We start from the raw sequence: 13,907 nt of genomic DNA on the forward strand, positions 1-13,907 counted from the left end.
ACTTAATATTTGTATGGGAATGTTGAGATTGGCATTTTATCTGTTGCTTATTTTGTGTGTATCTGCCTCGTGCAGAAGGTTACCTGATGTTCAGGGAAAAGGAGAAGCTTTTTTGCAAGGTATATGGAATCAAGACAGTATCAAAAATTCGGATAAACTGTTGAGTTATACACAGCATAAGTTTAAGTTTACCTGTGACTCGTTTTATGTTGACCTGACCACACACTCCAAAGTGAACTACTATTCGGACTCCTGCTTTAACGGTGGGGTGTGGAAAGAATACGCTAAAGGGGTATATGCAGTAAGGGGAGATAGCTTATTTTTAGCAGGAACTTACACTAAGGCAAATTATAAACAAAAGGTGTCGGGCTGTTACCAGATTGGAAGATATGAAAAAGCTTTTTACATTAAATCTTCTGAACCTAGCAGCCTGCATCTGGAAAGTGTAGGTAATCAAAGGGAATGTAATCTGATTTTAAAGGAACGGATTATTTGCGTGCCTAAAGAATTGTAATACCTGATATCGCTATGATAAGCATAATTATACATCGATGAATACGAAAAAGAGTTTAATAACTACTGGGTACAAAGCCATTTTAATTTTAGCTGTTATTCTGTACTTACCGCTAAATGCAGGAGCTTGGGGGATGCTTGGTCATAGGATAGTTGCACAAGTTGCGGAAAGCCATCTGACTAATAAAGCAAGAAAAGGAGTAAAAGATATCTTAGGTAACGAAAGCCTTGCTATGGCAAGTAACTGGGGTGACTTTATAAAGTCTGATCCTACCTATGACTATTTATACAACTGGCATTTTGTAAACTTGCCTGAAGGATTAGATAAGCAAGGTGTATTTGATGTGTTGGATACTGAAAAGGGAGCGAATGTATACAATAAAGCTCTTGAAATGACTGCCACCTTAAAAAACAAGCAGAGCACCGCAGATCAGAAGTTATTGGCTATGCGGATGCTTATCCATTTGGTTGGCGACTTAAATCAGCCAATGCATACAGCTAGAAAAGAAGATTTGGGTGGAAATAAGGTTTTTGTAACCTGGTTTGGCGAAAAATCTAATCTACACAGGGTTTGGGATGAAGCGCTTATCGGTTATCAGCAGTTAAGTTATACGGAGTATGCGAATGCCATTGATTATCCATCTGCTGCTCAATTGGGTACCTGGAAAACTTATTCATTAAAGGATTATGTTTATGGATCTTATCAGGCATGCAATAAGATTTATGCTAATATTAAACCAGAAGAAAAATTGAGCTATAAGTATAATTTCGAATTTGTAGGTTTGCTTAATGAGCAGCTTTTAAAAGGTGGAATTTGCCTGGCAAGTATTCTTAATGACATTTATAACTAAGTAAATGAAGATATTAATGGTTTGTCTGGGTAATATTTGCCGTTCGCCATTGGCGGAGGGGATTATGCGCCATCTGGTAGAGGAGCAACAATTGGGTTGGGAAATCTCTTCTGCAGGTACTGGTGATTGGCATGTAAATCAGCCTGCTGACAGGAGGAGTATTGCTGTCGCCAGCAATTTTGGTTATGATATTTCTAAGCAAAGAGCTAAACATTTTAACCGGGATATGTTTGATGATTTCGATCATATCCTGGTTATGGATCAAAATAATTTGAAGGATGTATTAAAGCTTGCTTCAACTACGGAACATCGGAATAAAGTGAAGTTGTTTTTACCGGATGAGCTTGAAGTAACAGATCCTTATTTTGATGATAAACTGTTTGAGCCCGTTTTTCTAGAAATAGAAGAGCGTTGTAAACAACTTATAGCAGAGTTTAAGTAAATACTTTGTGAAATGGAAGGTAACCTGGTACCAAAATTATTTATGATTTTACTTGGCTGTAAACCGCAAGGTAGACATACAGAACAGCATGATATTTTTTTTGCCATAGGGATTCCATAAGTGATCTGAAGACTGATATTCTTAATTTTTGGCCAGAAGCAAATGATAAAATCCATATTGATGCCTGGCGGGAAGTAACAGCTGTGGGGAGCTATAGTTTAAAAGTGGTACCCAAAGGAGATGTAGTGGAGACTAATGTCAATAAATTATTTTTTATCAATCTTGGAGGCTATAAACCAGGAGAATTTGATGAACTCCACTATAAAATGCTTCTGGTTGCTGATACGATGGCGGATGCCAGCAGATTAGCTAAAGAAACCACCTTTTATAAGCATACAGGGTTTGAAGGTGCTGTTTCCCATATTGATGATAAGTACGGAGTGGATGTTGATGATGCATTTGAAATAGCTGATGTCCTTCCAGAACACATGAAAAGTAGGTTCGATATACAAATAGAGCCTACAACCCTCCTTTTTGAAGATGAATTGCACCTCGGTTATCTACCCCTAAGTAAAGTTTGAATTTTCTCCTTTTTGTTTAGTATACAGTTGTTTATGTAAATTTGTCATATCTTTGATGCGATGAATAAAATCTGTTTCCTATTGATTTGTCTTTTTAGCGCTAATCAGGCTATGTCCCAAACAAATCCTTTCTTGTCACAACAACCACCACAAGTAAATGGGGCGGTGAATATTGTTACGTCAAATTTGGAAGAAAATAGCGGGGATGCCTATTTTGCTGACGCTGAAAAAAAAGAACGTCACGGTGATTTAAATGATGCAATTACCCTATTTGGTAAAGCCGCATTTGAATACAATAGTTCTAAAAAGTTTAGCCAATATGGTTCTGCCTTATTGAGATTGGCGAATGCTCATTATCTAATGGCACATTATGCCGAAGCGGAACAGGTGACGCTTAATGTAGCTTTAAAAAATTACGCTAAAATTGGCAGTAAAACGGGACAGATGGAATCGTATAGCCAGTTAGGTAAAATATACCTGGCAGCAGATAAGTTAACTCAATCTTTATGGTTCTATACCCAACAGGGGATACTTGCTAAACAGGTTGGCGATAACAACGCATATATAGATTCAATTTTAGGTATGGCACAGGTAAAAACGAAGAAAAAAGAATATACCCTTGCACTGAAAGACCTGAACAGGGCCGAGCTTTTAGCTAAGTCTTCAAATATGGCTAGATTTAAAAATCAAATTAGGGAAGCAAAGGCTCAAATCCCTGCTAAAGCTATGGCCAAGAAACAATTGGTGAAACAATAAATTATAAAACAAATCGTTTTTTTTGTATCATTGTCATTATAGTAATTTGACTACTTTTAGTATGTTTACAGAAAAGAGACAGTAATAATACTGTCTCTTTTCTTTTTTTTTCTAAAATTGGTATCATATTAGTACTAAATACAAAAATGGATTTTAAAATCGTAAAAGAGATGTTGAAAAAGATATTACTGGTAACCTTTACTGCCGCAGTTCTTGCATGTCACGCTGCCCCGCAACCTCAACAATTGGTTCAGGGAGTCAGCAATATTATGCCTGATGAAAAACAGGCATTGGTATGTAAGGAGATCGTTGCGCTGATTGAAAACTACAATTACAAGAAGATAAAAGTTAACGATTCAATCTCTTCATTGGTATTGGATAAATACATTAAGGAGCTGGATCCATATAAATATTACTTCCAGGCATCGGATATTAAGGAGTTTGAAAAATTTAGAAATTCACTGGATGACGATTTCCGTAGCGGAAATTTGAATGCCCCGTTTTATATATTTAATGTTTATTTAAAGCGATATAACGAGTTTATCAATTTTGCCTTCACTGAAATTAAAGCGAAGCAGAATTTTAATGCGAATGAAACTTATGTGTTTGATCGTGAAAAAATGCCTTGGGCAAAATCAAAAGCTGAGCTGGATGATATCTGGAGAAAAAGGATTAAATACGAACTGGTTAATTTAAAGATTGCCGGAACTGCTGAGGCTAAGAATCAAGAAACACTTACAAAGCGTTATCAGGCGTTGAAGTCACAAGCTTCAAAGCTAAATAATCAAGATGTGTTTCAAACCATCATGGATGCATTTACTGAAACTATTGATCCGCATACAAACTATTTCAATCCGGCTAATGCACAGCAGTTTAATGAAGACATGGCAAGGTCTTTTGAAGGTATCGGGGCTAGATTACAACTGGAAAACGAAATATTGAAGATTTCGGAAGTAGTTCCAGGCGGACCTGCATTTAAAAGCAAGCTATTAAGTGCTGGCGACAGGATTATCGGTGTAGCGCAGGGTGATGGTGAATTCGAAGATATCATTGGCTGGAGAATTGAAAATTCAGTTGCTAAAATAAAAGGGCCTAAGGGTACAAAGGTTCGTCTAAAAATCATCCCTGTAGGAAAAGAGATGTCTTCTAAACCAGTTATTATAGAATTGGTGAGAGAGAAAATCGTAATGGAAGATCAGTCTGCTAAGAAGAAAGTACAGACAATCCAATCGGACGGCAAACCATACAAAATAGGAATCATTACTGTTCCTGCTTTTTATGCTGATTTTAAAGCGGCAAATGCCGGGGATCCTAATTATAAAAGCACAACACGTGATGTAAGGCTATTGATTGATACCTTAAAAAGGCTAGATAAAGTTGATGCAATTGTAATGGATTTAAGAGCAAATGGTGGCGGTTCTTTGGTTGAAGCCATTGATCTTACCGGTTTGTTTATCAATAAGGGACCTGTTGTACAGGTTAAGGACCTTAAAAACGAGGTAGAAGTAAGTGAGGATGCTAATCCAGGTGTAGTATGGGATGGCCCACTGGGCGTTATGGTAGATAGATTGAGTGCTTCTGCATCTGAGATCTTTGCCGGTGCTATTCAGGATTATGGAAGAGGGATCATCATGGGGACACAAACTTATGGTAAAGGAACCGTGCAATCTTCAATCGATATGAATAAATTGGTTAATCCGTCTATTTTACAGAAGCTAGCGGCTTTGGTAAATAAAAACGGAACAATTATAAAAACAGGTAAAGAAGATGTTAAGCTCGGACAGATTAATCTTACAATGGCTAAGTTTTACCGTGTAACGGGTAGCAGTACACAACATAAAGGTGTAATGCCTGATATTCAATTCCCATCATTATATCCAATGGATAAAATAGGAGAGGATACAGAGCCTTCAGCTTTGCCTTGGGATGAAGTTAAAAAGTCTGATTTTGCTCCGGTGGCTGATCTGACGCCATTTAAATCGGAGCTTGTTAAGCTACATGAACAACGCATGGACAAATCGCCTGATTATAAAATTATGGTACAAGATATTGCTGAATCTAAAAAACGCGAAAGTGAAGTTTCGGTGCCTTTAAATGAAGCTAAATTGAAAGTGGAAAGAGACAGTCTTGAAGCTAAAAACTTGGCTAGGTTGAACTCTTTAAGAGCATCAAGAGGTTTGGCGCCTGTTAAAAAAGGAGACAAGATAAAGAAAGAAGATAATTTTGATTTTATTCAGAATGAGAGCTTAAAGATTATGGCGGACTTTATGCAGCTGGCAAATCCTAAAGGAAAACAATTTGTTAAAACTACAGGAGAGTTTAAATAAAGATTAAGTTAACGATATAAAAAAGGGGTTTTATCACGTGATAAAACCCCTTTTTTATACAAGCAAGTATTTATTTTTTGCTATCTGTAGTTTTTTGAATTTGCATAGCCATCATTTCTTTCATGGTACGATTCATCCCTTCAGTTGAACCATCAAGGAAGATCACATTGCCTTCGCTGTTTTCTGCAAACTGTTTGATAGATTCTGTCCACATGGTGAAAAGGATTACCGAGATATCCAGGTTAGCTTCTTCCATTTCCAGAGCCGCTTTAGTCATACCATGGGCAACCTCAGCCCTAAATAAGGCAATTCCCTGTCCACGAAGCTGTGCAGCCTCACGCTCAGCAGCGGCAGCAATTTTAATTGCATTACCATCGGCTTCTGCACCTTTGGTTTTAGTAATTAATAAAGCCTGACCTTCGTTTTCTGCAGCTGCTTTTAAGTTGTTAGAGGCTACAACGCGACTCATCGAGCGCATGATCTCTTCATCAAATGTAATGTCGTTTAGTTGCAAATCCTGCAAATGATAACCCCAACTCTCCAATACCTGGTCAATCTGATGCTTAACATGGTCTACAATCTCATTACGCTGTGCAAGTACGTTGGCTTGCTTTTGTGTGGCCACGTAAGCCCTGATCGACCCTTCGATGGTACGAATCAATGCCTGCATTAAGTTAGTTGAATCTACGAACTTAAAAGCTACATTTTTAATGGTCTCTTCATCATGATTGATTACTGAATAAAGAAGCATGGCTTTGAAATATACATTTGCCTGATCCTGTGTAACTGCCTGAAAAGATAACTCTACCGATCTGTTCTGTATCGAGATTCGGGAGTGGATGGTTTCTATTAAAGGGATTTTTAGACTCAGTCCTGGGCTTAAAAGCCGTCTGTACTTTCCAAAAATTGTAACTACAGCAATTGTACCTTGTTTAACGGTAACAAATGAACTGATTAAAATGACTATCAGCACAAAAAGAATGATATACGTTGTATACATAATGGGGTTTTATAGGTTACTAATATAATGATATCAAGGTACTAAAATTCTTGTCTCATTTGAAGATTTAATAATCACATTGTTGAATTTCCATAGAGGCATGGATATTGTAATACAGTTATACTAAATCATAATCATTATGAATGTTAAACGTATTTTTGGCACTGTACTAACTATATTAGGTGTAATAGGACTTATTTACGCCGGATACGGCTTTGTAAATCATAGCATACAAAGCCGGGAACTGATTGTTGCTGGCATTATTGGATTGATATTTTTTGTGTCAGGTATCGGCTTGGTTAAAAATACAAAGGACGAGTCCTAGTTTCTCCGTTGGATTCGTCCTGCCGAAGAAAAATCTAAACGGTGTCCGGGGAAGTCCGTATCAGTTAGGGATTTAATCTTTTTGAACGCCCCGTCCTGAGTATCTACTGTCAGACGATTGATCTTGTCCTGTTTTACAGAAATAATATCAGCAAATAGGAAATCTCCTTTGCTGTTTATTTTGAGTTGTAGTAAGGGAGCAATTCCATTCGGACCTTTGAGACTGAACATACCGTAGGTGCAAAAATTGCCCAGGCTATAAGCGATGAATTTATTCTTGTATACTTCCATCGCTCTTGTAACATGAGGGCCGTGGCCTAAAACCACATCGGCACCCGCATCAATTACAGCATGAGCAAATGCGTATACATTGCCACGGTTTTCGTTGTAAAATATTTCCGTTTTCTTGGTTACATGTTCGAATTTAGCACCTTCTGCGCCACCATGAAAGGAAACAATAACAATATCAGCTTTCGCTTTTAAGCGCTTAACCAGTTGTATCGCACTGTCAATCTTATTTATCGATACGGTGTTTTCATTTGGAGCAAAGGCACAGAGAGCATACTTAACACTATCTTTTTCAAAAACACTGAAAGGATGAGATAGCAGGCCTGCGTAATTGATGTTTAGGGAATCTAAAATGGCGGCTGTTCTTGTTCTCCCTTTTAATCCAAAATCTCCTACGTGATTGTTGGCTACGCTGAGTAAGTTAAAACCGGCATTTTTGATGATACCTGCATAACGCTCAGGCATTCTGAACGCAAAACAGCTATTGCCAATGGTATCTTTACATTTTGTAGATTTTCCATTATTTAAGAAGCAGCCTTCTAAGTTGCCAAAAATGATATCGCCTTTTAAATAATCGGCTACGGCTTTAAAACTATTTACGCCATCATCAGGGGGCAGATTGGATTTACTTGGATAAGCAGAGCCGATCATGATGTCGCCAACAGCGGTGATGGATATCGTGTCTTTTTTTACAACCTTAACGGTGTCCTGGACAGGTAAATGTTTAGGAACACTAGCGGTATTGCTTTGGCAGCTTGAGGCGGCAAGTAGGATAGCGGCGGAGAAAAAGCCTATGGTAGAAAACTTCATCTTTAAAGATGATCTATTCTTGAATAAGATCTTCCTTCACGCCATCTAATATACGGCCACCTTTATAAAAATATCTTGAGTAATAAGGTTCGTTTAAATTGCTAATTACTACACCACGGCTTGAAGAAGCATGAGCAAATCGATTGTCTCCAAGGTAAATTCCGATATGTGTAATACTGCGGCTTTTTATTTTGAAGAATACCAGATCTCCTTCTTTCAGTTCATCCTTAGGTAATGGGTCAACCATGCTAAAAATATCACGCGAGTTTCTTAAGATGGTAGTGTTGAAAACTTTATCATAAATTGCTTTGGTGAAAGCCGAGCAATCGATTCCTTTTTGTGTATTTCCTCCAAATCTGTAAGGAGTACCAATCCATTCGTAAATGAATTTGTATAGTTTTACGTTTGAAGTTGCATCAACTGCAACACCCATAACCTGTGAAAAATATTGTGAAGCTAAATTGTCTGGATCAGCTAATTTATTTGTTTCTTTTGTTTTCGTTTGTGCGTTGATAGCCGTAAGACTGCATAAACAAATTAGGGAGGACAACAAAAACTTTTTTATCATGTTATACTGTTAAGTTTGGGTATTAATCACTTACACTTAAACGTACACCACTACGGGCTTATTGTTTGGATGGCAAACATATACATTTTACAAATGTTATCCAAATTCGGGCAATTTTATATTGAAAGTTATCAACATTTTAACAAAGGGGCCTAAATTTTTTCCACCATATAAGTTTCTGCCAGTCGGGTTTTAAGTGCAACTTATGATTGCGTTCTGAATGATCTGTTTGCTTTTAATTTGTTATCTTGGCTATATGCGTTAATATTGACCTTGTTAGAAGCATTGCTGGCCAACATAATTTATGTAACCATTATAGGCATTTTACATCAATTGCTTCGATTTATTGCAATAAAAAAGTAGATTTGCTCTCGTAAAAAAATCAACACCCCAAAAATGAGTGCAGTAGAAATAAATAAAGATACCTATCTGAAGTGGTTTGAGTCGATGTTGCTGATGCGCAAGTTCGAAGAGAAAACCGGTCAACTTTACGGACAACAAAAAATCCGTGGATTTTGTCATTTATATATCGGTCAGGAAGCGGTAGTAGCCGGAGCAATTTCTGCTATGCAGAAAGGAGATTCCATGATTACTACTTACCGTGATCATGCTCATGCGCTAGCTTTGGGTGTAAGTGCAGATAGCATTATGGCAGAAATGTATGGTAAAGCTACTGGTTGTTCAAAAGGAAAAGGTGGTTCAATGCACATGTTCAGTAAAGAATTTCATTTCTATGGTGGGCACGGAATTGTAGGTGGACAGATTCCATTGGGAGCAGGTATTGCATTTGCTGAAAAATATAAAGGCACGAACAATGTAAATATTTGTTACATGGGTGATGGTGCTGTTCGTCAAGGTGCTTTAAACGAAGCATTCAATATGGCCATGCTTTGGAAACTTCCTGTAGTATTTGTTTGTGAGAACAATTTTTACGCAATGGGAACTTCTGTTGAGCGTACCACAAACATGACTGACATTTACAAAATAGGTTTAGGTTTTGATATGCCATGTGCTCCGGTTGACGGTATGGATCCTGTTGCAGTTCATAATGCAATGGATGAAGCTATTCAGCGTGCAAGAGCCGGTGAAGGTCCAACCTTCCTGGAAATGAGAACATACAGATACCGTGGACACTCGATGTCTGATCCAGCTAAATATCGTACTAAAGACGAATTAGAAGAATATAAAGCTAAAGATCCAATTGAGACTGTAAGAGAAGTTGTTTTGAAAGAGAAATATGCTGATCAGGCTTGGATTGAAGAAGTTGAAGGTAAGATAAAACAGATTGTGGATGATGCTGTGAAATTTGCAGAAGAATCTCCTTTCCCTGATGCATCAGAGTTATTTAAGGATGTTTATGTACAACAGGATTATCCTTACGTAAAAGATTAATTAAGAACGCATTTCAATAGATATTATAGAATGGCTGAAATAGTTAGAATGCCCAAAATGAGCGACACCATGACTGAAGGTGTAATGGCTAAATGGCATAAAAAAGTTGGCGATAAAGTTAAAAGCGGTGATGTAATGGCCGAAGTGGAAACCGATAAGGCGACCATGGATTTAGAATCATATTGGGATGGCACCATTTTATACATAGGTGTAGAAGAAGGTAAAGCTGTTCCAGTTGATGCTGTTATTGCGGTTATAGGTAAAGAAGGCGAAGATTATAAAGCTGCCCTTGATGCTGAAAGCGCCGTTAGTGCTGCTCCAGCTGCAGAGACTAAACCTGCTGAAGCAGCGAAAGAAGAAAGTACTTCTGCTGCGGCGACTGGTTTAAGCGAAGCTGATTTGGAGAAAATGGGTGTTACTGTAGTAAGAATGCCTTTGCTAAGCGATACTATGACTGAAGGCGTAATTGCTGAATGGCATAAAAAAGTTGGTGATAAAGTTAAAGACGATGATATCCTTGCTGATGTAGAAACCGATAAGGCTACTATGGAAGTGATGGGGTATGCTGCAGGAACTTTATTGCATATCGGTGTTGAAAAAGGTCAGGCAGCTAAAGTAAATGGCATTATTGCTATTGTTGGCCCTGCTGGAACTGACATCAGTGGAATTCTTAGTCAAGGTGATGCTCCTGCAAAACCTGTTGCTGATAAAACATCTGATGCTCCGGTAGCAGAGAAAGCTGCTGCAACAGAAGAAGCTCCGGTTTCATCGACTAGTACAGATCGCGTAAAGGCATCTCCATTAGCAAAAAGAATCGCAAAAGATAAAGGAATTGATCTTGCACAGGTTGCAGGGAGTGCAGATGGTGGACGTATCATTAAGAAAGATATCGAAAACTTTAAGTCTGCTCCAGCGGCTGCAAAAGCAGAATCTTCATCAGCTCCGGCTGCAGAGAAAGCAGCGCCAGTTATTCCTCAATATGTAGGTGAAGAAAGATATACTGAGAAGCCTGTATCGCAAATGCGTAAGGTTATCGCTAAACGTTTAGCAGAAAGCTTGTTTACTGCTCCACATTTCTACTTAAATATTAGTATTGATATGGACAATGCAATGACTGCACGTACGGCTATTAATTCTGTTGCTCCAGTTAAAGTTTCATTCAACGATATTATCATTAAAGCTGTTGCTGTTGCGTTAAAACAACATCCTGCAGTCAACTCTTCATGGAGAGGTGATAAAATCCGTTTCAATGAGCATACAAACATTGGTGTAGCAATGGCTGTAGAAGATGGCTTATTGGTTCCTGTAGTTCGTTTTGCTGATGGTAAATCACTATCTCATATCTCTGCAGAGGTTAAAGAATACGGACAGAAAGCAAAAGCTAAAAAATTACAACCATCGGATTGGGAAGGATCTACTTTTACAGTTTCTAACCTGGGTATGTTTGGTATTGATGAATTTACATCAATCATCAATTCTCCTGATGGAGCAATCCTATCTGTAGGTGCGATACAACAAATTCCTGTCGTTAAAAACGGAGCAGTTGTACCGGGTAACGTGATGAAGCTGAGCTTAGGCTGTGATCACCGTGTGGTTGATGGGGCTACAGGTGCTGCTTTCTTGCAAACACTTAAAGGATTATTAGAAGAGCCAATTAGATTATTGGTTTAACTTTCAAATCATAAAAATACAAAAGGTTGTCTGCGTAAAAGCAGACAACCTTTTTTTATGCCCGTTAGTTTTGTACTTTTGCGCTCATGTCGAATATCAAACCCTCTTTAGCAAAAGGAACCAGAGATTTTTCTCCTCAGGAAATGGTGAAACGTAATTTTATTTTTGATACTGTTAAAAAGGTATTTAAGAAATACGGTTATGCCGAAATACAAACCCCTTCAATGGAGAATCTTTCGACTTTAACAGGTAAGTATGGTGATGAGGGGGATAAACTGATATTTAAGATATTAAACAGCGGAGATTACCTTTCTAAAGTAAAACCTGATTTATTGGCGCAAGCCAATTCAAATGCGATGATTTCATCCATTAGTGAAAAGGCTTTAAGGTATGATTTAACCGTGCCCTTTGCGCGTTACGTTGTGATGCACCAGAATGACATTTCATTGCCCTTTAAACGTTTCCAGGTGCAGCCAGTATGGCGTGCTGATAGACCGCAAAAGGGACGTTACAGAGAGTTTTATCAATGTGATGTGGATGTGGTAGGCTCAGATAGTTTATTAAATGAGGCAGAGTTTATTCTGATCTACCAGGAAGCGTTGAGCAATCTGGGATTAAAAGACTTTACTATAAAAATCAATAATCGTAAAATATTATCAGGGATTGCTGAAGTAATTGGCAAACCAGAACTGATTATTGATATGACTGTGGCTATAGATAAGCTGGATAAAATTGGTCTGGATGGAGTAACCAAAGAACTGATAGAACGCGGTTTTACTGAAGATGATATTGAGAAATTAAAACCTGTTATCTTATTGGAAGGCTCAAATGAGCAGAAAATGGATAGCTTAAAATCTGTACTGGCAACTTCCGAAACTGGCCTAACCGGGATAAAGGAAATAGAATCGGTATTTGATTATGTAAAAGAAATGCTGAAAGCCGATTCTTCTTTAAAACCTAATGTGGAGCTTGATATCACGCTAGCGCGTGGATTAAACTATTACACAGGCTGTATTTTTGAAGTTAAAACCAATGAGGTAGCCATGGGCAGCATCGGCGGTGGCGGAAGATACGATGACTTAACCGGTATGTTTGGTTTAAAGGGTTTAACTGGAGTTGGTGTCTCTTTTGGGGCTGATAGGATTTATGACGTATTGCAGGAACTAAACCTTTTTCCTGAATCTGCTGCTGTTGGCACAAAGGTATTGATTAGTAATTTCGATCATGACGCCGAAAGATACGCGCTGCCGATCTTACAGCGTTTGCGTGCGGAAAATATCGCTGCAGAGTTATATCCTGCCTCAGCGAAGCTTAAAAAGCAAATGAGCTATGCAGATGATAAGCAGATCCCATATGTGATATTGATCGGAAGTGATGAAATGCAAACAGGCTTGCTCACATTAAAAGAGATGCAAAGTGGACAGCAACAAAAGTTATCTGCCGAAGCCATCATTGAATTGTTAAAAGCTAATTAAGCTTTTCCAAGCATAAAGCTTTTCAGTTTTTTCTTTGCAGTAATACTGACCTTATTTCTGAGGAAGCTGGTCCATCCCAGTAATACGCCGGTCAAGCCAAGGGACTGTCTTGACCATCGGTAAAAGTTGAAGTGGTCTGTATGTTTGACTATTTTTCCATTTTCAATCAGGAAAGAAGCTTTTATGGAATTATGAACCTTATTGCCTGTCGCAGAAAAAGTATACCAGGCATCCCATTCGGCGGTTGCACCACCTTCATTACCTTTAATGTTTTTGAACTCAATGCGCATATCCTTGCCACTCTTCAATAGCATGGCCCACATCGATCTGACTTCTGCAGCATTTAAATTCGTAAATGCGGGATCGCTAAACGTGGCATCAGCTGCATAACAGTCTTGCATCGCTTGTATGTCTTTTCGTTGAAAGCTAGTATAAAAATGTTGGATAAGTTGTTCGTTGTCGTTCATAGTAAGGTCTTTTAGTTTAATCTACGAATTTGGCCCACAGGGCTAGTATGTCTTTCCGGCAAGAATACCCTCAATTCTATCCAGTAGTTCGTCAATGTCAAACGGTTTTGGTAAAAAACCATTTGGCTTGTATTCTCCGTGCTGTATGTTCTGTGCGGTATATTTTGCAGAGATCATCAGGACAGGTAACTTCTCTGTTGGTTGATTTGTTCTTAGCTGTTTTAACAAATTTCTTCCATCTCCGTCAGGAAGCATGATATCAAGAATAAGAAGATCCGGCTTATTCAGATCAATGTGCATCATCATATCTGCACTTTTACTTAATCCGGTTACCTTATAGGATTCACTTTGCAGAATTAAAGTGATCACATCAAGAATGGCGTTATTATCCTCAATGACAAGGATATTTTTAAATGTTACAGCTTTTTTTTTCAAAGTCGGA

Annotated in this window: 15 protein-coding genes; 10 read left to right on the forward strand and 5 right to left on the reverse strand. The window is 38.2% G+C overall.

Going from position 1 to position 13,907, the window contains the following annotated elements:
* The first annotated feature begins 13 nt into the window (after nucleotides 1–13).
* The 6 genes from EZ444_RS06580 (at nucleotide 14) to EZ444_RS06605 (ending at nucleotide 5,470) form a co-directional block, all read left to right on the forward strand.
* Nucleotides 14–514: a fumarate hydratase gene (locus tag EZ444_RS06580; protein WP_131607937.1), complete on the forward strand. Its 501-nt coding sequence runs from the start codon at nucleotides 14–16 to the stop codon at nucleotides 512–514.
* 37 nt (nucleotides 515–551) lie between these two features.
* Nucleotides 552–1,364: a S1/P1 nuclease gene (locus EZ444_RS06585; protein ID WP_131607938.1), complete on the forward strand. Its 813-nt coding sequence runs from the start codon at nucleotides 552–554 to the stop codon at nucleotides 1,362–1,364.
* A gap of 4 nt (nucleotides 1,365–1,368) precedes the next feature.
* The gene (locus EZ444_RS06590) at nucleotides 1,369–1,806 is read left to right on the forward strand and encodes a low molecular weight protein-tyrosine-phosphatase (RefSeq protein WP_131607939.1); all 438 of its coding nucleotides are present in this window, start codon (nucleotides 1,369–1,371) and stop codon (nucleotides 1,804–1,806) included.
* A gap of 224 nt (nucleotides 1,807–2,030) precedes the next feature.
* On the forward strand, nucleotides 2,031–2,387 hold the full coding sequence (locus EZ444_RS27585) for a hypothetical protein (RefSeq protein ID WP_225874655.1): 357 nt from the start codon (nucleotides 2,031–2,033) through the stop codon (nucleotides 2,385–2,387).
* 60 nt (nucleotides 2,388–2,447) lie between these two features.
* Nucleotides 2,448–3,143 (forward strand): tetratricopeptide repeat protein, encoded by a 696-nt coding sequence (locus tag EZ444_RS06600; RefSeq protein WP_131607940.1) that lies wholly within the window; start codon nucleotides 2,448–2,450, stop codon nucleotides 3,141–3,143.
* Between the two features lie 146 nt (nucleotides 3,144–3,289).
* Nucleotides 3,290–5,470, forward strand: coding sequence for a carboxy terminal-processing peptidase (locus tag EZ444_RS06605; RefSeq protein ID WP_131607941.1), 2,181 nt, complete (start codon nucleotides 3,290–3,292; stop codon nucleotides 5,468–5,470).
* Nucleotides 5,471–5,540: 70 nt separating this feature from the next.
* Here EZ444_RS06605 and EZ444_RS06610 read toward each other — a convergent pair whose 3' ends face one another.
* Nucleotides 5,541–6,470, reverse strand: coding sequence for an SPFH domain-containing protein (locus tag EZ444_RS06610; RefSeq protein WP_131607942.1), 930 nt, complete (start codon nucleotides 6,468–6,470; stop codon nucleotides 5,541–5,543).
* A 139-nt stretch (nucleotides 6,471–6,609) separates the two neighbouring features.
* Here EZ444_RS06610 and EZ444_RS06615 point away from each other — a divergent pair, with 139 nt between their 5' ends.
* The gene (locus EZ444_RS06615; RefSeq protein ID WP_131607943.1) at nucleotides 6,610–6,795 is read left to right on the forward strand and encodes a hypothetical protein; all 186 of its coding nucleotides are present in this window, start codon (nucleotides 6,610–6,612) and stop codon (nucleotides 6,793–6,795) included.
* Here the strand turns inward: EZ444_RS06615 and EZ444_RS06620 are convergent.
* Together EZ444_RS06620 and EZ444_RS06625 are read right to left on the reverse strand one after the other, a co-directional pair.
* Nucleotides 6,792–7,892 (reverse strand): CapA family protein, encoded by a 1,101-nt coding sequence (locus EZ444_RS06620; RefSeq protein WP_131607944.1) that lies wholly within the window; start codon nucleotides 7,890–7,892, stop codon nucleotides 6,792–6,794. The genes EZ444_RS06615 and EZ444_RS06620 overlap by 4 nt on opposite strands.
* A 13-nt stretch (nucleotides 7,893–7,905) precedes the next feature.
* Nucleotides 7,906–8,460, reverse strand: a complete 555-nt coding sequence (locus EZ444_RS06625; RefSeq protein ID WP_131607945.1) for a C40 family peptidase — start codon at nucleotides 8,458–8,460, stop codon at nucleotides 7,906–7,908.
* A gap of 396 nt (nucleotides 8,461–8,856) precedes the next feature.
* Here EZ444_RS06625 and pdhA point away from each other — a divergent pair, with 396 nt between their 5' ends.
* The 3 genes from pdhA (at nucleotide 8,857) to hisS (ending at nucleotide 12,998) form a co-directional block, all read left to right on the forward strand.
* Nucleotides 8,857–9,852, forward strand: coding sequence for a pyruvate dehydrogenase (acetyl-transferring) E1 component subunit alpha (gene pdhA, locus EZ444_RS06630; RefSeq protein WP_131607946.1), 996 nt, complete (start codon nucleotides 8,857–8,859; stop codon nucleotides 9,850–9,852).
* 30 nt (nucleotides 9,853–9,882) lie between these two features.
* Nucleotides 9,883–11,523, forward strand: coding sequence for a pyruvate dehydrogenase complex dihydrolipoamide acetyltransferase (locus EZ444_RS06635; RefSeq protein WP_131607947.1), 1,641 nt, complete (start codon nucleotides 9,883–9,885; stop codon nucleotides 11,521–11,523).
* 86 nt (nucleotides 11,524–11,609) lie between these two features.
* Complete coding sequence (gene hisS, locus EZ444_RS06640) at nucleotides 11,610–12,998, forward strand: histidine--tRNA ligase (protein WP_131607948.1); 1,389 nt, start codon at nucleotides 11,610–11,612, stop codon at nucleotides 12,996–12,998.
* Here the strand turns inward: hisS and EZ444_RS06645 are convergent.
* On the reverse strand, nucleotides 12,995–13,465 hold the full coding sequence (locus tag EZ444_RS06645; RefSeq protein WP_131607949.1) for a nuclear transport factor 2 family protein: 471 nt from the start codon (nucleotides 13,463–13,465) through the stop codon (nucleotides 12,995–12,997). The genes hisS and EZ444_RS06645 overlap by 4 nt on opposite strands.
* Nucleotides 13,466–13,507: 42 nt before the next feature.
* A complete protein-coding gene (locus tag EZ444_RS06650) occupies nucleotides 13,508–13,900 on the reverse strand; it encodes a response regulator transcription factor (RefSeq protein ID WP_131607950.1) in 393 nt (130 codons plus the stop codon).
* Nucleotides 13,901–13,907: the final 7 nt, after the last annotated feature.

Source organism: Pedobacter hiemivivus, from assembly GCF_004331685.1.
Classification (GTDB): Bacteria; Bacteroidota; Bacteroidia; order Sphingobacteriales; family Sphingobacteriaceae; genus Pedobacter; species Pedobacter hiemivivus.